The sequence below is a fragment of the Jatrophihabitans sp. genome, assembly GCF_036389215.1.
In the GTDB taxonomy this organism is placed as follows: domain Bacteria; phylum Actinomycetota; class Actinomycetes; order Mycobacteriales; family Jatrophihabitantaceae; genus Jatrophihabitans_A.
This window is the reverse complement of sequence record NZ_DASVQG010000109.1, coordinates 1-18,035: the sequence shown is the minus strand read 5'-3', so window position 1 is coordinate 18,035 and position 18,035 is coordinate 1. Positions and strand designations below refer to the sequence as shown.

Annotated in this window: 16 protein-coding genes and 1 pseudogene; 12 read left to right on the top strand and 5 right to left on the bottom strand. The window is 70.6% G+C overall.

What is annotated here, in order from left to right; genetic code table 11:
• The 3 genes from VF542_RS05135 to VF542_RS05125 form a co-directional block, all read left to right on the top strand.
• A partial coding sequence (locus VF542_RS05135) for a hypothetical protein (RefSeq protein ID WP_408650634.1) occupies positions 1 to 517 on the top strand: 517 nt, incomplete at its 5' end.
• Between the two features lie 22 nt (positions 518 to 539).
• Positions 540 to 1,094: a hypothetical protein gene (locus VF542_RS05130; protein WP_408650633.1), complete on the top strand. Its 555-nt coding sequence runs from the start codon at positions 540 to 542 to the stop codon at positions 1,092 to 1,094.
• Entirely contained in the window at positions 1,091 to 2,407 is a 1,317-nt protein-coding gene (locus tag VF542_RS05125) for a ComEC/Rec2 family competence protein (RefSeq protein ID WP_408650632.1), read from the top strand. The genes VF542_RS05130 and VF542_RS05125 overlap by 4 nt, the downstream gene beginning before the upstream one ends.
• Here VF542_RS05125 and VF542_RS05120 read toward each other — a convergent pair.
• The 4 genes from VF542_RS05120 to VF542_RS05105 all read right to left on the bottom strand — a co-directional run bounded on the left by VF542_RS05120 (position 2,404) and on the right by VF542_RS05105 (position 6,504).
• Positions 2,404 to 2,832, bottom strand: a complete 429-nt coding sequence (locus VF542_RS05120) for a Fur family transcriptional regulator (RefSeq protein ID WP_408650631.1) — start codon at positions 2,830 to 2,832, stop codon at positions 2,404 to 2,406. The genes VF542_RS05125 and VF542_RS05120 overlap by 4 nt on opposite strands.
• 283 nt (positions 2,833 to 3,115) lie before the next feature.
• The gene (locus tag VF542_RS05115) at positions 3,116 to 3,625 is read right to left on the bottom strand and encodes a hypothetical protein (protein ID WP_408650630.1); all 510 of its coding nucleotides are present in this window, start codon (positions 3,623 to 3,625) and stop codon (positions 3,116 to 3,118) included.
• Positions 3,626 to 3,947: 322 nt separating this feature from the next.
• Positions 3,948 to 5,669: a hypothetical protein gene (locus tag VF542_RS05110; RefSeq protein WP_408650629.1), complete on the bottom strand. Its 1,722-nt coding sequence runs from the start codon at positions 5,667 to 5,669 to the stop codon at positions 3,948 to 3,950.
• A gap of 70 nt (positions 5,670 to 5,739) precedes the next feature.
• Entirely contained in the window at positions 5,740 to 6,504 is a 765-nt protein-coding gene (locus tag VF542_RS05105) for a lysophospholipid acyltransferase family protein (protein ID WP_408650628.1), read from the bottom strand.
• Positions 6,505 to 6,616: 112 nt separating this feature from the next.
• Here VF542_RS05105 and VF542_RS05100 point away from each other — a divergent pair, with 112 nt between their 5' ends.
• From VF542_RS05100 to VF542_RS05070, 7 genes and pseudogenes are all read left to right on the top strand, one after another.
• Entirely contained in the window at positions 6,617 to 7,522 is a 906-nt protein-coding gene (locus VF542_RS05100) for an AAA family ATPase (protein WP_408650627.1), read from the top strand.
• A complete protein-coding gene (locus tag VF542_RS05095; protein WP_408650626.1) occupies positions 7,519 to 8,667 on the top strand; it encodes a vWA domain-containing protein in 1,149 nt (382 codons plus the stop codon). Before VF542_RS05100 ends, VF542_RS05095 begins: the two co-directional genes overlap by 4 nt.
• Complete coding sequence (locus VF542_RS05090) at positions 8,660 to 9,943, top strand: XdhC family protein (protein ID WP_408650625.1); 1,284 nt, start codon at positions 8,660 to 8,662, stop codon at positions 9,941 to 9,943. The genes VF542_RS05095 and VF542_RS05090 overlap by 8 nt, the downstream gene beginning before the upstream one ends.
• A gap of 86 nt (positions 9,944 to 10,029) precedes the next feature.
• Positions 10,030 to 10,575 (top strand): (2Fe-2S)-binding protein, encoded by a 546-nt coding sequence (locus VF542_RS05085; protein ID WP_408650624.1) that lies wholly within the window; start codon positions 10,030 to 10,032, stop codon positions 10,573 to 10,575.
• Entirely contained in the window at positions 10,572 to 13,157 is a 2,586-nt protein-coding gene (locus VF542_RS05080; RefSeq protein WP_408650623.1) for a xanthine dehydrogenase family protein molybdopterin-binding subunit, read from the top strand. Before VF542_RS05085 ends, VF542_RS05080 begins: the two co-directional genes overlap by 4 nt.
• Positions 13,154 to 14,011: an FAD binding domain-containing protein gene (locus VF542_RS05075; RefSeq protein ID WP_408650622.1), complete on the top strand. Its 858-nt coding sequence runs from the start codon at positions 13,154 to 13,156 to the stop codon at positions 14,009 to 14,011. Before VF542_RS05080 ends, VF542_RS05075 begins: the two co-directional genes overlap by 4 nt.
• A gap of 7 nt (positions 14,012 to 14,018) precedes the next feature.
• Positions 14,019 to 14,396, top strand: a pseudogene (locus VF542_RS05070) (SRPBCC family protein); the annotation flags it as partial.
• An 897-nt stretch (positions 14,397 to 15,293) separates the two neighbouring features.
• Here the strand turns inward: VF542_RS05070 and VF542_RS05065 are convergent.
• Complete coding sequence (locus VF542_RS05065) at positions 15,294 to 16,439, bottom strand: 5'-3' exonuclease (protein ID WP_408650621.1); 1,146 nt, start codon at positions 16,437 to 16,439, stop codon at positions 15,294 to 15,296.
• A gap of 177 nt (positions 16,440 to 16,616) precedes the next feature.
• On the opposite strand from VF542_RS05065, the gene VF542_RS05060 reads away from it, so the two are divergent.
• On the top strand, positions 16,617 to 17,591 hold the full coding sequence (locus VF542_RS05060; RefSeq protein ID WP_408650620.1) for a hypothetical protein: 975 nt from the start codon (positions 16,617 to 16,619) through the stop codon (positions 17,589 to 17,591).
• A 220-nt stretch (positions 17,592 to 17,811) separates the two neighbouring features.
• Positions 17,812 to 18,035: HipA family kinase (locus tag VF542_RS05055; RefSeq protein ID WP_408650619.1), on the top strand; the 224-nt coding region annotated here is incomplete at its 3' end.

Genomic DNA, 18,035 nt, shown 5'->3' with positions numbered 1-18,035 from the left:
CGAGGGCTGGGCGACCGCTCCGGGGCTGATGCGGGTGCCATTGCTGGGCGAACTGCTCACCATGCTGCGGGAGAAGGGCATTCTCTACCAGGTAGGCACCACCAACCGGCGCGCCGGGCTGATCAACCAGTTCGACACGGTCCGGCTGGTACACGCGCTGCCGGCCGGGCCGCAACGCGACACCCTGCTGCGCAGCGCCGGCCTGAACGGGGCGCTGACCCACATCGCCACCAACCCCCGGTGGCCCAGCACTGCCAGGATGGCCTCACCGGCCGAGCAGGCGGCCTGCGACGAGGTCGCCGCCAAGCTCGCCTCGTTCATCGACCAGTCCTGGATCGACGAGGCCTACCAGCGCTCGGGCAAGGTGCCGACCACGCTGGCGAAGGTGGGCCGGGAGAACGGAGCTGCCCTGCTCTGGCTCGGCTACGTCCTCACGATGGCCAACCTGCACATCTTCTTCGGCGCCCCGCTGTCGGACCTGCCGTCCAAGCAACGCTTCGAATCGTTGATGGAGTGAGAAGCACCGCCCGGAGACAGCGATGACGGCAGTGCCAGCCGACAGCACGGTCCCGTGGAGTCCGGAAGACCTGCCGGTGCCGGCCGGGGAGCTGGCCGCGCTCAGCTACGTCGTGCTGGAGGAGCTCGTCGGCTCGCTGGTCCTGCTGCGGCGGTGGTCGTGGCCGGACGTCGACCAGTTGGGAAGGCTGATCTGGCTGGAGGACAGCGAGCACGACAGCGATTCCGCCGCGGTCGCGCTGGAACTGCTGCGCGCGCAGCTCTACACGCCGAACAACCTGAAGCGGCGGCCACGCTGCGGCGACACCTTCGCCGCGCGCACCTCGACCGACGCCGGCTGGCAGGACGATCAGGCGGTGGGTGACCTGCGCACGCTGTTCAGCGGCGCGGTGTACGACATCTCAGCCGACGCCCGGGAGGCGGCGAAACTGGCCTACCATGCCGGGCTCGGCGCGGTGCCCCCGGCGGAGAAGGTGGACGAGCAGCTCAAGGCACAGCAGGCCGAGACCCTCCTCTCCCGGGCCAGCCGGCCGTTGCGCGCGCTCAAGGTCACGGCCCCGCCCCGAGGGCTTCGATGACCGCGCCCGAGGTCGTCGGCCCGGTGCCGGAGGCAAGCCTCGGCACGGTCGCCGCGGCGCCTGGTTCGCTGCTCTCGGCGATAGCGGAGGACCCGGATGCGCTGGTGTACTTCCTGCTCAACGTCGGCGACGGCGACACCCAGTTGCTGCTGCTGCCGCCGGACAGCAACGACCACGTGCGCCGGCTGGTCATCGTCGACGTGGCCACCCCGGGCAAGCTCCCGGCACTCCTGGACGCGCTGCACGCTGCAGGCCTGATCCAGACGCCCGGCACCGCCGGCCAGATCCGGCTGCTGGTCGCCACCCATCCGCACTTCGACCACATCGGTGGCCTGAGCGACCTGCTCAAGCGCTACAACGGGCCCTCGGGCTGCATCGACCAGTTCTGGGAGCCGGGGTACATCTTCACCACACCGTCGTTCCACAACCTGATGGTCGCGCTGGAGAGCAGTCCGTGGATCCGCCGGTTGCAGCCCACCGCCGGCACCCGGCTGACCTTGGACTGGGTACGGTTCACCGTGCTCGGGCCGGGCATCGGCCTGCGCAACAGGTTCGACACCTACGGCGTCGGGATCAACGACTCGTCCATCACGATCATGGTCGACTACCCGGCGAGCCACCTGTACGCCCAGCCGTCGGAGGGGTCGCGCAAGAATCGCCGGGCGGCGCCCCAGCCCGGCCGGCGGCTGCTGCTCGGCGCCGATGCGCAATTCACGTCCTGGGCCCAGACCACCGTGGACTTTCCCGCTCTGCAGCAGTCGAACAACCGCGAACTCGCCCGGGAGTTACGTGCCGCGCGGGGAAAGGACTACCTGACGGCCGACCTGTTCAAGCTCTCCCATCACGCCTCCAAGCACGGGATCAATCTCGAACTGCTGGAACGGGTCTCCGCGCCGATCGCGCTGGTGTCCTCGGTGGCCGGGGGTGGCAAGTACGGCTTTCCCCACGCACTGGCCATGGATTCCGCCCGCGAAGCGCGCCAGGCCACTACGACGAAGGGACTGGCACGAGACTCGGATCAGCAGCTGGGCATCCATGTCACCGGCAGCTACCTCGACAGCGGCGCGCCCGCCGGTTCGATCGCCGCCGTCATTTCGCGGGTCAGTGGACGGCCGATCCGGCTGTTCCGGATGGGGGACGAACCCCGATCACCGGTGGACCTCACCGCGGCGCGCGAGGTGCTGTCCGTCAAGTCGGGCGGCGCGAAGCCGAACGGGGCCAAGCCGGGCGGGGCCACGTCGGGCGGGGCCAAGCCGGCCGGCGCGAAGCCGGGCGGTGCCAGGTCGGGCGGCGCCAAGTCGGGCGGGAGCTAGCGGGTCTTCGCCGAGTGCTGCGGGCAGAGGCCGAACACTTCGAGGGTGTGGCTGACCTCGGTGTACCCGGCGGCCGCCGCGACCCGGTCGGCCCAGGCCTCCACCTCCGGTCCGCTCACCTCGACACTGCGGCCGCACACCCGGCAGACCAGATGATGATGGTGGTCCTGGGGCGCCGGACCGGCGCCCGCCGGCACTCCGCAGAGCCGGTACTGGGACTCGCCGTCGGCGGTGTGCACGACATCGACGCTGCCCTGCTCGGCCAGCGTGGCCAGGTGCCGGTACACCGTCGTCAGGCCGATCCGGTCACCGCGCCGGCGCAGCTCGGCGAACAGGTCCTGGGCCGTCCGGAAACCGTCCGCCTCCCGCATGATCGACTCGAGCGCCTCGGCCTGGCGGGTGGTGCGCAGTCGGATGGCAGGCACGGGCTGACCTGCCCGTCCTGCCGTCATGGCTTTCCTCCTGCAATCGGTGCCGCCGTCGGGCACCAGTGTTCCTTATCCGCCCGGGCGCGGTCATGCCGCGGCTCTCGGCAGACTCCCCGCCGATCGGTGGCCCGGTAGCAGCACGACTCGCCGATGGGTGCCCTGCCCGGCGGCCAACGATCGGTGCCCGCCGCCAGTGCCGCAGTTCGCACGGCAAGCGGCTGGCACCGATCGCCCCGGCAGCGGTCACCCTCGGTACCAATTGACCTGGCGCAGCCAGGGGTCAGCCGCCAGCCTTGGATTTGAGCAAGGTGCCCAAGGCGGATATTGCAATCGTTGCCCAGGACTTGGCTTCGGTATAGATCTGATTGAGCACCTCTTGGGTGCTGCCGTCGTCATTGACGATGTCGATCTGAGGACCGCCGCTCTCGAATCTCAGATTGCAATGAAAGTCAACCTTGGGTGCTTCCTTCCTGGCAAGAATGTTGCCGGTCAAGCCGTCCAGGAAGTAGATCCAGTTCTTTGAGTCGACCTGCGAAGTGTAGAACTGCACATTCGCGCTCTTGTCGAGCGAGAACGCTTTGAAATGCCTTCCCTGGTAATACCATGGAATGCCGCACCAGTCGGCGTGATAGTGCTTTGGCCCGATAAGCGCATGGAACGCCCCGTCGTCCAATGTGAACTGCGAGCCACCGTCTGGTTGAATGGCACCGTTGTGACTGCTGTCGACAGACTGCAGGAACCACGTCGAACTAGTGTTGTTGTAAATGTTGTCGATCCAGCCCACGCCCATCTTAATCTCCCCGTATTAGCGACTAATTGACACGCCCGTCATCAACGGGCATGTGGGATGAGGTCCTTTACCTAAGGTGTATGTGAATTCGATGAGACGCCCCCGTTCGGCAACTGTCCGCACGATGCCGCACGATTCTGAGAGTGTGCGCACTTGACTTAGGCGCTGAAGCGTGGACAAGATGTTTCCACCTAAAGGCGCACCAGGTCAAGGCTCTTAATTGGCAATTACACCCGGCACACAAGCGATATGGGCCGTCGCCCTCGGTGACCGGGAAGTCACACCGTCTCTCGCCTTGGGTAACCGGCGGCTGCCGCGCTGATCAATCCAGCCGGGACAGCTGCACGGAGCTCAGCGGCGTCAGGTTGCTGGTCACCATGGTGACGGAGGCATCCGGATGCACCGTCACGGTGTCGGCGGTCACCGCGCCGGTCCGCCGGTCGACGGTCAGCAGGACGAACGGAGCGTTGTTGCGCGGGGTGGACAGGCCACCGAGGCCGTCGCCCTCGCCGTGGCCGCCGGTACTGCCGACAATGATCGTGCGCACCACACCGTCCGGCGTGTGCAGCTCGGCGCTCGGCTTGCCGGTGTAGTCGTGGCCACCGATCACGATCGGCGCGCAGCCGCTGCCGGTGACCTCGGCCAGCAGCTCCTTGTCATGGGCGTAGACGGCCAGCGGCTGGTCGGCACAGGCGAGCTGGCGCAGGCCCGTGGCCACCGTCTCGGTGGTGACGTTCGGGTCGATCAGCTGCGCCGCCGAGCCGAAGTTGACGACGTAGGGACTGTTGGCTCCGAGGAACTTGGCGCCGGCGATCTTCTGTGCCGTGCCGCCGGCGACCGAGAAGTGCACCTTCTTGGCGTACGCGGTGACCGCCGGGGTGTCATGCCGGCCCAGCGAGGTGTAGACGGGTATGTCGTGGGCGTAGTGCGCCAGCACGTCCACGGTGTAGCTCTTGAGGTAGGACAGGTAGGACTCCTGGGCGGTGCCGGTCGCCGTCAGGTCACCCAGGTTCAGGATCGCGTCCGCGGCGACGTGCTGCGCGCTCTCGCCGACCACCCGGGCCATGCCGCTGGTGCCCTGCAGGTCGTCGAGCACCGCGATCCGGATCAGGGCCGGGTCGTGCGGCAGCGTCGGGATGCCGAACCGGGCCTCGAACGCGGCGTCGCGGTTGGCCGACACCTGGTCGTAGAAGGCCTGCTCGCTCTTGCCGAGCGAGTCGATGGTGGTGACGGCCTGCCCGATCAGGTAGGTGAACGGCCCGGTGATCTGCCAGCCGGCCAGGAACGTCTCCTGCAGCCGGCTGTCCGGGGTGATCGGCTGGTACCGGTCCGACAGCGGTGAGCAGAGGTAACCGGCCGGGATCAACACTGCCAGCGTCGCGGCGATGATCACCGACCGGGCGGCGCTGCGTTCCGGGCGGCGGTCGGCCAGCACCGCCGCCCGCCGCCGCGGTGTGAGCCTTGCCAGCGCACGGCGACGGTACTTGAGGTAGGCGTAGCCGAGGATCTCCAGCATCGCCACCAGGTAGGCGGCGCCGAAGCCGATCGTGCCGTAGTAGCGCAGCACCGCGGCGGTGACCTTCTCCAGCTCGTCCTGGCGGGCCTGGGAGTCGGAGAGCAGGTGGCCGGCCAGGTCGATGGTGGAGCGGTCCAGCGTGCCGGTGGAGCTGAAGAGTGTGAGATCGAGATCGTTGGGCCGAATGTCGAGGCCCACGTGCTTGCCCAGCACCACCGGGCCGGGCCGGCGCAGGCCACCGAGCAGGCCGGAGTCGATCTGCACGGTGTTGCTGCCGATCCGCAGGTCCACCTGGGCGCTCAACCCGTCCAGGCCGACGTCGTGCACCTGGGCCGGCGGCGCCCAGGACACCGCCGTCAGACCCGCCGCGACCGGGGCCAGCACCAGCGCCAGCAGGGTGAGCACCCGCAGCACCGGCCCGGTAGGAAATGGGCGTCGCGGAGACGGGCGGAGCGCCGGCCGGGACCGGCTCACGACCGGGGTCAGCTCGCGCGATATCGCCCGCTCGAGGTTCTGCTGACTCGTCATCGCCGGGTCAGTTTAGTGCTCGTACGCCGCGGCCCACCTCCCAAACGGCTGACGCGGTCGCGGCGCAGGCCTAGTTCGGGCCGGTGCCGGCTCGCTTGGCGGCCCGCGCGGCGGACTCGGCGAGGTCCATCTCCGCGGCCCGCTCCGGAGTCGGCGCGGTGCCGCCGAGCCTGGCCGGCAGGTACTTCAGGTCGTCGCCGGTCAGCGGCGGGTAGGCGTCCTGGGCGGCGTGCAGCAACTCGGTCATCGCCTTGCGCAGCGAGCGCAGCATCACCTCCTGATCGTCCTTGCGGCTGACCGGGATCGGGGCGCCCACGCTGAGGATGACGGGCGTCCGGGTGCGGCCGAGCCGCTTGGGATGGTCCTTGGTCCAGATCCGCTGCGACCCCCAGATCACCGTCGGCAGCAGCGGCACCCCCGCCGCGGCCGCCATCCGGACCGCCCCGCTCTTGAACTCCTTCAGCTCGAAGGAGCGTGAGATCGTCGCCTCGGGAAAGACCCCGACGATCTCGCCGGCCCTCAGCGCCTGGACCGCCGCCCGGTAGGAGGCGGCGCCGGCGTCGCGATCGACCGGGATGTGGTGCATGCCGCGCATCAGCGGCCCGCTGACCGGGTGCCGGAACACCTGCTCCTTGGCCATGAACCGGACCAGCCGGCCGGACCGCCGGGCCACCTCGCCGGCCAGGGCGAAGTCCAGGTAGCCGGTGTGGTTGACAGCCATCACGGCGCCGCCGGTGGCCGGCACGTTCTCGGCACCGCTGACCGTGATGCGCAGCCCCTGCAGCGCGAACACCGCCCGGGCGAAGGTGATGACTGAGGCGTACACCGGCTCCATCCTGCATACCGTAGCGGCATCGCACCGGAGCGTGCCTGCGCGATCGCCCCGGAGCGTGCCTGCGCGCCGGTGCGACGTGGCGAGTCCACGCAGATGAGGCCATGCTGGTTCGATGGCCTCCGTGGATCCGCACACCCTCGACCCGGCGAGCCTCGGCCATGCCTTGGAGCAGGTGGGCTACCTGCCCGACGACGGGCTCAGCACCGCGGCGTTCCTGGCGCTGCGCATGCACCGGCCACTGTTCCTGGAAGGCGATGCCGGCGTCGGCAAGACCAGCCTGGCGCACGCCCTCGCCGAGGTGACCGGCGCCGAGCTGGTCCGGTTGCAGTGCTACGAGGGCATCGATGCCTCCCAGGCGCTCTACGACTGGGACTTCCCGCGCCAGGTGCTGCACCTGCGGGCGACCGAGACGGCCAGCGGTCTCGGTGCCGGGGCTGGCTACCGTGACGCCGAAGAGCTGGAGCACTCGCTGTACGACCGGCGGTTCCTGATCGCCCGGCCGATCCTGCGGGCGCTGGAGCACAGCCCGTCGGTACTGCTGATCGACGAGATCGACCGGGCCGACGACGAGTTCGAGGCGTTCCTGCTCGAGGTGCTGGCCGACAACGCGGTCAGCATTCCGGAGCTGGGCACCATCCGCGCCGAGGTCCCGCCGCTGGTGGTGCTGACGTCCAACCGGACCCGCGAGGTGCACGACGCGCTGAAACGGCGCTGCCTCTACCACTGGGTGGCGCACCCGTCCTACGAGCGTGAGGTGGCGATCCTGCGGCGCCGGCTGCCCGAGGTGAGCGAGCGGCTGGCCCGCGAGGTGGCCGCGGCGGTACGCCGGATGCGCGAGGCCGACCTGCTGAAGCCGCCCGGTGTCGCCGAGTCGATCGACTGGGCGCAGGCCCTGCACCTGCTCGGCGCCGACGCGCTGGACTACGACCGGGCCTCGGCGACCCTCGGGGCGGTGCTGAAGTACCAGGAGGACGCGGCGCGCATCCGCGACACCGTGCTGGCAGAGCTGGCCGGATGAGCCCAGCCGACCCGCCGACGGTGGTACTCACCGAGCCGCGGCGCGATGTCGTCGACGTGGTGCTGGGCTTTGCCAGGACCTTGCGGCACGCCGGCGTGCCGGCCGGCCCGGACCGGGTGCAGGCCATGCTGGCCGCGCTCGGGCACCTGGACGTGCTGGATCCCGGCCAGGTGTACTGGGCCGGCCGGCTGACCCTGTGCGCCGATCCGGAGGATCTCGACCGCTACGACGCCGCGTTCGCGCTGTACTTCGGCGGCCGGCGGCAGCAGAGCGGCCGGCGGGCCAGCGACCCGCCCCAGGTGTTGCGGCCGGCGCCCTTCGACCCCGCAGCGGCCGATGCCGACCAGCAGGACGAGGACGACAGCCCGAACTTCGCCGTGCAGGCCAGCCGGCACGAGGTGCTGCGCCACAAGGACGTCACCGCGCTGAGCGCCGCCGAACGCCAGCAGTTGCAGCGGCTGTTCGCGCTGCTGGCGCCGCGGGCATCGGGCCGGCGGTCGCTGCGCTACGCCGAGGCTCACCGGGGCCGGGTCGACCTGGACCGGACGGTGCGCCAGATGCTCAGCCAAGGGGGTGAGCCGGCCGAGCTGATCCGCCAGCGCCGGCGGCACAAGCCGCGGCGGCTGGTGCTGCTGATCGACGTCAGCGGCTCGATGGCGCCCTATGCCGACTGGCTGCTGCGGTTCGCGCACGCCGCCACCAGGCGCGCACCGCTGGGCACCGAGGTGTTCACGGTCGGCACCCGGCTCACCAGGGTCACCCGCGAGCTGCGGCTGCGCGATCCCGACCGGGCGCTGGCCGCCGCCGGCCGGGCGGTCCCGGACTGGCGGGGCGGCACCCGGCTCGGCGATGCGATCAAGGCGTTCCTGGACCGCTGGGGGCAGCGCGGGGTGGCCCGCGGCGCCGTGGTGGTGCTGTGCTCGGACGGCTGGGAGCGCGGTGACCCGGCCGAACTGGGTACCCAACTGGCCAGGCTCGCCCGGCTCGCGCACGCGGTGATCTGGGTCAATCCGCATAAGGGCAGGAATGGCTTCGCCCCGGTCACCGGCGGCATGGTGGCGGCACTGCCGCACATCGACTCGCTGGTGGCCGGGCACAGTTTCGCGGCGCTGGAGGAACTAGTCGAGGTGATCGCCGATGCGTGACGTGCTGGACCAACTGCAGGACTGGTGGAACCAGGGGGCCGAGGTGGGCATCGGCACCGTGGTCTCCACGTGGAGTTCGGCGCCCCGGCAGCCCGGCGCCTCGATGCTGGTGGGGCCGGACGGCACCGCGACCGGCAGCGTGTCGGGCGGCTGCGTCGAGGGGGCGGTGTACGAGCTGGCCACCGAGGTCCGCGACGGCGCCGGCCCGGTGCTGCAGCGCTACGGGGTCAGCGACTCCGACGCGTTCGCGGTCGGGCTCACCTGCGGCGGCATCATCGACATCTTCGTCGAGCGGGTGGGGCCGGAGAGCTTTCCTGAGTTCGGCGGGGTCGCCGAGGACATCCGGGCCGGCCGGCCGGTCGCGGTGGCCACCGTGGTCGAGGCGCCGGCGGACCTGCTCGGCAGGCGGCTGGTGATCCGGCCCGCGCCGGTGTCCGGTGGCCCGGTGTCCGGTGGCCCGGTGGCCGGCGACTCGGTGGCCGGTGACTCGGTGGCCGGTGACTCGCGACCGGGCGACCCGGTGTCCGGCGACCCGGTGTCCGGTGACCTGGTGGCGGCGGGCTCGCAGCGGCTGGTCGACGCCGTCCGTGACGACGCGCGCGGCATGCTGGTCCAGGGCCGGACCGGCGTCCTGCACTACGGCCACGACGGCGAGCGCCGGGTCGACGACATCGCCGTCTTCGTGGCCAGCTACGCGCCACGGCCGCGGATGATCGTCTTCGGCGCCATCGACTTCGCCTCGGCGGTGGCCAGGATCGGCTCGTTCCTGGGTTACCGGGTCACCGTCTGTGACGCCCGGCCGATCTTTGCCACCCAGCGGCGCTTTCCCGATGCCGATGAGGTGATCGTCGAGTGGCCGCACCGCTACCTGGCCTCGACCGAGGTGGACGAGCGGACGGTGATCTGCCTGCTCACCCATGACCCGAAGTTCGACGTGCCGCTGCTGGAGCTGGCGCTGCGGATGCCGCTGGCCTACGTCGGCGCGATGGGCTCCCGGCGCACCAACGAGGACCGGCTGCAGCGGCTGCGCGAACTCGGCCTGACCGAGACCGAGCTGGCCCGGCTGCGGGCACCGATCGGCCTGGACATCGGCGCCCGCACCCCGGAGGAGACCGCCGTCTCGGTGGCCGCGGAGATCATCGCGGCTCGCTGGGGCGGTTCGGGCCAGCCGCTGCGCAGCTCCGACGGTCCGATCCACGCGGCTGCTGCCAAGGAAGCCGCCACGGACGCCACCAAGGAAGCCGCCGAGGAAGTCCCCAAGGAGCTGGCGCGGTGAGCACTGGCCGAACTCTGGTGGGTTGCGGTATTGAGGTTGAGAGAGATTTCTGATCGTTCTCACCCGAAACGCTAGCTGGAGGTTCCATGACACGGGTCAACGTGAAAGTTGACGGGACGGCCTATTCCGACGATGTGGAGCCGCGGTTGCTGCTGGTGCACTACTTGCGCGAACGGCTGGGCAAGATAGGCACCGTCGTCGGCTGCGACACCAGTAACTGCGGCGCCTGCACCGTGCTGCTGGACGGGCTCAGCGTCAAGAGCTGCTCGGTGCTCGCCGTCCAGGCCGATGGTTCCAGCGTGACGACCGTCGAGGGCCTGAGCGGGCCGGACGGCACCTTGCACCCCGTGCAGCAGGCCTTCCACGACAACCACGCCCTGCAGTGCGGTTTCTGCACCCCGGGGATGATGCTGGCCGCCTGTGACCTGCTGCGGGAGAATCCGAACCCGTCCGAGGACGAGGTGCGCGAAGGCATCGAGGGCAACCTCTGCCGGTGTACCGGATACCAGAACATCGTGGCGGCCGTGCAGGCCGCGGGCGCGGCGATGTCGGCGGCCGGCAACGGCACGGCAGCCGAATCCGCCGTCTCCGATTCGATCGCGTCCGTTTCGGCAGTGGAGGCCTCGGCATGACCACCATCGAAGATCGTCCGGACGTCGCCGAAGGGCCCGCGCCCGAGATCGGCCAGCCGCGCAAGCGCAAGGAGGACGCCCACCTGCTGACCGGGCGGACCACCTGGACCGACAACCTGACGCTGCCCGGAATGGTGCACCTGGCGATCCTGCGCAGCCCGATGGCGCACGCCCGGATCACCTCCATCGACGTCTCCGGAGCCCTGGAGCGCCCGGGCGTGCTGGCTGCCTACAGCGGCCGGGACTTCGCCGAGATCCAGGGCAACATCCCGTGCGCCTGGCCGGTCACCCCGGACATGGTCAACCCGGGCCATCCCAGCCTGGCCGTCGAGGAGGTCAACCACGTCGGTGAGGCGGTGGCCGTCGTGGTGGGGCGGGACAAGGCCTCGGCCCAGGATGCCCTGGAGGCCATCGACATCGACTACGAGCAGCTGCCGGTGGTGCTGGACATGGAAGCCGCGCTGGCGCCGGACTCGGCGCTGGTACATGCCCACACCGAGTCCAACCGCTCCTACACCTGGATCTTCGACTCCGGGGCCGCGGGCACCGGCGCCCCGATCGACGAGGTGCTCGGCCAGGCCGAGGTGACGGTGAGCCGGCGGTTCCTGCAGCAGCGGCTGATCCCGGCCTTCATGGAGCCCCGGTCCACCGTGGTGCAGCCCAACGGCGAGGGCTTCACGATGTGGTCGGCGACCCAGGTCCCGCACATCCTGCGCACCATGCTGTCGCTGACCCTCAACGTGCCCGAGCACAAGGTCCGGGTGATCGCTCCGGATGTCGGCGGTGGCTTCGGCGGCAAACTCCAGGTCACCCCCGAGGAGGTGATCACCGCGCTGGTGGCCCGCAAGCTGGGTAAGCCGGCCAAGTACACCGAATCCCGGTCCGAGTCGCTGATGAGCGCCCACCACGGCCGCGACCAGATCCAGGACATCACCATCACCGCCCGCCGCGACGGCACCGTCACCGGCCTGGACGTGCACCTGTACGCCGACATGGGTGCCTACCTGCGTCTGGTCTCCCCCGGTGTTCCGGTGCTCGGCGCCTTCATGTTCAACAGCATCTACAAGTTCGACGCCTACCGCTTCGTCTGCGAAGGGGTGTTCACCAACAAGACGCCCACCGATGCCTACCGCGGCGCCGGCCGGCCGGAGGCCACCTACGCGATCGAGCGGATCATGGACGAGCTGGCCACCGAGCTCGGCATGGACCGGATGGAGCTGCGCCGCAAGAACTGGATCCGGCACGAGGAGTTCCCGTTCACCACGGTGGCGGGACTGACCTATGACAGCGGCAACTACGAGGCCGCCACCGACCGGGCGCTGGAGCTGATCGGCTGGGAGGACCTGGTGGCCGAGCAGGCCGAGCGCCAGGCCCGCCAGGATCCGGTCCGGCTGGGGCTGGGCATCTCGACGTTCACCGAGATGTGCGGGCTGGCACCGTCGCGGGTGCTCGGCGCGCTGTCCTACGCTGCCGGCGGCTGGGAGAACGCCTCGATCCGGGTGCTGGCCACCGGCAAGGTCGAGGTCGTCACCGGCGTCAGCCCGCACGGCCAGGGGCACGAGACCGCCTGGAGCCAGATCGTGGCCGACCAGCTCGGGGTGCCCTTCGAGGACGTCGAGGTGATCCACGGTGACACCCAGTCCTCCCCCAAGGGTCTGGACACCTACGGCTCGCGCTCGCTCGCGGTGGGCGGGATCGCGGTGGTGCACGCCGCCGACAAGGTTGTCGCCAAGGCCCGCCGGATCGCCGCGCACATGCTCGAAGCCAGCGAGGACGACCTCGAGTTCGCCGGCGGTGCCTTCTCGGTACGAGGGGCGCCCGGCAACAGCAAGAGCATCCAGGAGATCGCGTTCGCGGCCTTCGCGGCACATGACCTGCCCGACGGCATGGAGCCGAGCCTGGACGCCGACGCCACCTTCGACCCGGATAACTTCTCCTTCCCGCACGGAACCCACCTGTGCGCGGTGGAGGTGGACACCGAGACCGGGGTCGCCACCATCCGCAAGTACGTCTGCGTCGATGACATCGGCACGGTGATCAACCCGCTGATCGTGGACGGCCAGGTGCACGGCGGCCTGGCCCAGGGCATCGCGCAGGCGCTCTACGAGGAGGCGATCTACGACGAGGAGGGAAACCTGACCACCGGCACCTTCGTCGACTACCTGCTGCCCTCGGCGGCCGACCTGCCCAGCTTCACCACCGACCGGACGGTCAGCCGCGCGACGTCGAACCCGCTGGGCGTCAAGGGGGTCGGCGAGGCCGGCACCATCGCCTCGACCCCGTCCATCGTCAACGCGATCGTCGATGCGCTGCGGCCCTGGGGCGTCAACGACGTGCAGATGCCGTGCACGCCGGAGCGGGTCTGGCGGGCCATCCACCAGGGAGCGGAGAAGTCCGGTCGCGATCCGGGCGGCACGGTGTCCTGGGGCGGGGCCAGCACGACGACATCGGACGGTTCCACCGTGGGGCCCTTGGACGGTTCCACCTCGGAGACTGCGGACGGTTCCACCTCGGGGACCTCGGACGGTTCCACCTCGGGGACCTCGGACGGTCCCAGCGCGAGCGAAGGAGACCAGCTGTGATCCCGGCCCCGTTCGACTACCTCAAGCCGGCCTCCCTCGCGGAGGCGGTGCAGGCCTACCAGCAGGCCGGCGAGGACGCCAAGATCCTGGCCGGCGGCCAGTCCCTGCTGCCGATCCTGCGGCTGCGGCTGGCCTACCCCGAGCTCGTCATCGACCTGGGTGGCATCGGCGAGCTGACCGGCGTCACCGACGACGGTGACGGCATCGTGATCGGGGCGATGACCACCCACGCCGACATCATCGCCAACGAGCTGGTCAAGCAGCACGCGCCGCTGATCGCCCAGGCCACCGAGACCGTGGCCGACCGGCAGGTGCGCCACCGCGGCACCTTCGGCGGCTCGCTCGCGCATGCCGACCCGGCCGGTGACCTGCCCGCCGTCGCGCTGGCGCTGGATGCCGAGCTGCGGGTGCACGGGCCCGACGGTGAACGCTCGATCGCGGCCCGGGACTTCTTCCTGGACTACCTGACCACGGCGCTGGCACCCGGTGAGATCCTCACCTCGATCCGGGTCCCGAAGCTGGGCGAGGGCTGGTCGACCCATTACGAGAAGCTGAACCGGGTCGCCCAGGCCTGGTCGATCGTGGCGGTGGCGGCGGCCGTGCACCGGTCCGACGGCACCATCACCGAGGCCCGGATCGGTTTGACCAACATGGGCCCGACCCCGCTGCGGGCAGCGGCTTCCGAGCAGGCCCTGGCCGGGGCGCCGGCCACCGCCGAGGCGGTCGCCAGTGCCAGCGCCTCGGCGGCTGAGGGCACGTCGGCACCGAGTGATCAGTCCGGCAAGGCGGACTACCGCGAGCACCTGGTCACGGTGCTGACCAGGCGGGCCGTCCAGCACGCGGCCGGGATCTGAGCGCGGCATGCACCTCAAGCACAGTTTCACCGTGCCGACCGATCTGGAGCAGGCCTGGAACGTGCTGCTCGACATCGAGCGGATCGCACCCTGCATGCCGGGCGCCGCGATCGAGACCGTGGACGGCGACGACTTCACCGGCACCGTCAAGGTCCGGCTCGGACCGATCGGCCTCACCTACAAGGGCAAGGCCAGCTTTATCGAGAAGGACGCGGCCAGCCACCGGGCGGTGATCGACGCGCAGGGCAAGGACGCCCGCGGCAACGGCACCGCCAAGGCGATGATCACCGCGACGCTCACGGCACAGGGCAGCAACGCCACCGCGGTGGACGTCGTGACCGACCTGAACATCACCGGCAAGCCGGCCCAGTTCGGCCGCGGTGTCATGGTTGATGTCGGCAACAAGCTGATCGGGCAGTTCGCCGACTGCCTGGCCGGTCAGCTGTCCAGCCCGGCGGGCGGTGGGGTGCCGGCCAGCGCGGATCCCGGCAGCGCGGATCCCGGCAGCGCGGATCCGGGCATTGGGGATGTGGGCATCGGGGATGTGGGCCACCCCGATCCCGCTACCGTGGAGCGGCTCGCCACTGCGGATCTCCAGGGCGCGGAGCAGTTGGGCATCGCAGATCCTGACACCGCCGAACTAGGTGTGTCCGCGCCGGATGCGGATCGATCCGCCCTCGGCGGCGGCGAGGTGGAGGCCGGCCTGGCCGAACTGGGGGCCGCGCCGACGGTGTCACCCGAGTCAGCGGTAGCCGGCCCGGGCCTGGCCACCCCGGTTGCCGGTGAGGCAGTGGTGGCGCTGCCCGGCCCGGCCTCGGACGAGCAGGCCGTCGAACCGGCCGCTGCCGCCGAGGCTGCCCCACCGGGGCGGCGGCTGAGCGATGCCGGGGGGGCATCGGCCGGCAGGCCGGCTCAGCCGGCGCCTGGCCCCACGCCGGCTCAAGCACCCGCGCACCGGCCGGCGGTCGCCGATGTCGAGCCGATCGACCTGCTGGGCTCGGCCGGTCCGGCCATTGCCAAGCGGCTGGCTCCGGTGGCAGGGGGCGTCCTGCTGGGGCTGCTGTTCCTGTTGCTGCGGCGCCGCCGGCGCTTGGCTTCCCGGGCAGCCCAACGACAGGCCGCGGCCGACCACTGGGCCGCCGTCCAACGTTGGGCCGCAGCCGAACGGCAGCTTGCGCTCCAACGGCGGGGCCCGGTCACGCAGCGGGGCTCGGTCACACAGCGGGGCTCGGCCACACAGCGGGACTCAGTCAAACAGCGGGGCTCGGCCACACAGCGGGACTCAGTCAAACAGCGACAGCTGGACCGCCGCGTCCTGTGGCTGGCTGGCATGCTTGGCCAGCCTGCCGAACCGGCGGCTGGCCGGACGGCCGTGCTCGTTCGGCGTCCGGGCCGCTCCCGCCGTGCGGCCGCCGGAAGGAGCCGCAAGCCTGGGTGATCCGGCAGCCTGATCGAAGCCGGACCGCGACGATGACCAGGCGTGCTCCACCGGGCGCTCCGGAGGCTCCTGGTAGGCCAGGAACTGCAAGGCGGTCGGCGCCGTCCAGGTCAGCTGGTGCGCGTGGAAGGCGGCGCTCACGGCGGCCGGATCCAACGGCAGCACGCCGGGGCCACCGTGGAGATCCAGCCCCAGTTCGAGGTCGTGGCGCATGCGCATCACCTGGCAGTTCAGCTCCCAGGCCATCTTCGCCTCCGGCTGGGCCAGCCGGTTCGCCGCGGCGCTGCCCACGGCTGCCGTGACCTGAGCGCCACCGGCTGCAAGGTCGTCGAACACGGCGGCGGCGCTGCCCATCCGCGCCAGCAACCTGGCGGCCGTCTTGGCCCCGACGCCGCGGACTCCCGGCAGGTTGTCCGAGGGATCTCCCCGCAGCGCCGCGTAATCGCAGTACTGCTCCGGCCGGATGCCGAGCATGATCGCCAGCAGGTCAGGGGTCAGCAAGGGTGAGGCGTCGACCCCACCGTTGATGATCCGCAGCACCCGGGTGTGCTCGTCGATCAGGGCGAAGGCGTCCCGGTCGGAGGTCATGATGACGGTTCGAGCGCCGACCCGCGGGGCGAACCGGGCCGCCGAGGCAAGCACGTCATCGGCTTCCAAGCCGTCCGGGACCACCACCACGATGCCCATGCTTCGCAGCACCTGCGCCGCCCCGTCCAGCTGCGACACCAGGGTGTGCAGCTTCTCGGTCCGGCCGGCCTTGTACTGCGGCCAGCGGGTTCGACGGTGGCTGGCAACCGGGTCGTCGAAGCCGACCACGATGGCGGCGGGGCAGATCCGCTCGGCAGCGGCGACCAGCTGGGTCAGCAGCCCCCGGATGGCCCACAGCGGCCGGCCGTCGGCCGAGCGCAGGCCGGTGCCGGCCTGGGAGTGGAAGCTGCGGTGGACGAGGGAGTTGCCGTCGACCGCCAGCAACACCGGCGAATCCTGCACGGGCACCACTGTAAACGGCCGCGGCACAAGTTCGGCAGTGCGACAGCCGGGCGACCCGCCGGAGCCGGAAGTAGGGTGGCAGAACTGGCGGTTCGCCTCGGCGGATCGGGTACGGCGGCTTCCGCCGCGACGTTCGGCCTGCGGGCGGCGCGGCCGACCTAGTGACGAGGTGCGCGCATGCGGCTTGGAGTACCGGGACCCCGCGATCTGCTGCGGCTGGCCGAGGGCGGTTACGAGGCGATCGAGCAGGCCATCGCGCTGGTTCCTCGGATGGTCACGCTGCTCGGCCAGATCGAGGGCGTGGTTGCCAAGGTCAACGTCGTGATGACCGAGGTCGACAAGACCCAACGGCAGGCCAGCCAGATCATCCAGCGGACAGACCGGCTGCTGGCGCGCACCGAGCAGGTGATGGACCGGACCGAGGGTCTGATCGACAGAACCGGCGGGGTGATCGATCGAAGCGATGCGGTGATGGACCGCACCGAGGGCGTACTTGCCCGAACTGAGGAGTTGGTCGATCGCAGTGCGGGCGTGGTGGATCGCACCGAGCCGCTGATCGAGCGGACCGGAGCGGTGCTGGCCCAGACCGAGCCGCTGATCGAGCGGACCGGAGGGGTGCTGGCTCAGACCGAGCCGCTGGTGGAACGTGCCGCCGACGTCCTTGACCAGGCCCAACCGCTGGTGAAACAAGCCGGTGACCTGGTGGACCGGGCCGGGACCTTGCTGGGCCGCGCCGAACCGATGGCCGAGAGCGCCGACCCGCTGCTTCTGCAGGCCGGTGAGCTGGTGAGCCGCGTCGACGGCCTGCTGGCCCGGTTCGAGCCGGTGCTGCGCGGACTGGAGCCGGTGCTGAACCGGCTGGCCGAGTCCACCAGCCCCGCGGAGGTTGACGCGGCCATCAAGCTCGTCGACACGCTGCCGGAGCTGGTGCAGGCCCTCGAGACCGACGTTCTGCCGATCATGAAGACCCTGGGCACGGTGGCTCCGGACCTGCGCGATCTGCTCGACACCAGCAAGGAGTTGAACGAGATCCTCGGGTCGCTGCCGGGACTGGGCCGGATCAAGAAGCGGGTCGAGGAACGGCAGGAGCAGGAGGACATCGATCGGCTGGCCAGGGACGACCCGCCCCGGTCCCCCGACGAAGTCAGCTGAGGACAGTCCCGGCACGCAACCGGCTAGCTGGGTGCCTGTCCAACGCGCTGATCGGAACAGGACGTCCCCCGGGTCGGGGATCGTTGGCCTCGTAGCAGGGTGCCCTCCGGCGTGTCGCCCTGCCCCGGGGACACTCATCCGGGACGTGACAGCTGATCGTTGGTCGCCGAGGTAACCGTGACCGAACCGGACTGCTGGGTCGCTGCCCTAGGCTGCAGGCGTGATTGGCACTGTCCAGGCAAGCCGTTACGTGACGCCGCTGCGCGAGGGTGGTTCGTTGCCGGGCATCGTCGAGGCTGATGACCTGGGCACCTACGTGGTGAAGTTCCGGGGCGCGGGTCAGGGCTTGAAGGCGCTGGTGGCCGAGGTGGTGGTCGGCGAACTCGCCCGCCGGCTGGACCTGCGCGTCCCCGAGCTGCGAGCCCTGGAGCTGGACCCGGTGAT

Bases quoted from the DNA above. Each gene is read 5' to 3' on its own strand.
- VF542_RS05130 (WP_408650633.1), top strand. From the start codon at position 540: ATGACGGCAGTGCCAGCCGACAGCACGGTCCCGTGGAGTCCGGAAGAC.
- VF542_RS05125 (WP_408650632.1), top strand. From the start codon at position 1,091: ATGACCGCGCCCGAGGTCGTCGGCCCGGTGCCGGAGGCAAGCCTCGGC.
- VF542_RS05115 (WP_408650630.1), bottom strand. From the start codon at position 3,625: ATGGGCGTGGGCTGGATCGACAACATTTACAACAACACTAGTTCGACG.
- VF542_RS05110 (WP_408650629.1), bottom strand. From the start codon at position 5,669: ATGACGAGTCAGCAGAACCTCGAGCGGGCGATATCGCGCGAGCTGACC.
- VF542_RS05105 (WP_408650628.1), bottom strand. From the start codon at position 6,504: ATGGAGCCGGTGTACGCCTCAGTCATCACCTTCGCCCGGGCGGTGTTC.
- VF542_RS05100 (WP_408650627.1), top strand. From the start codon at position 6,617: ATGGCCTCCGTGGATCCGCACACCCTCGACCCGGCGAGCCTCGGCCAT.
- VF542_RS05095 (WP_408650626.1), top strand. From the start codon at position 7,519: ATGAGCCCAGCCGACCCGCCGACGGTGGTACTCACCGAGCCGCGGCGC.
- VF542_RS05090 (WP_408650625.1), top strand. From the start codon at position 8,660: ATGCGTGACGTGCTGGACCAACTGCAGGACTGGTGGAACCAGGGGGCC.
- VF542_RS05085 (WP_408650624.1), top strand. From the start codon at position 10,030: ATGACACGGGTCAACGTGAAAGTTGACGGGACGGCCTATTCCGACGAT.
- VF542_RS05080 (WP_408650623.1), top strand. From the start codon at position 10,572: ATGACCACCATCGAAGATCGTCCGGACGTCGCCGAAGGGCCCGCGCCC.
- VF542_RS05060 (WP_408650620.1), top strand. From the start codon at position 16,617: ATGCGGCTTGGAGTACCGGGACCCCGCGATCTGCTGCGGCTGGCCGAG.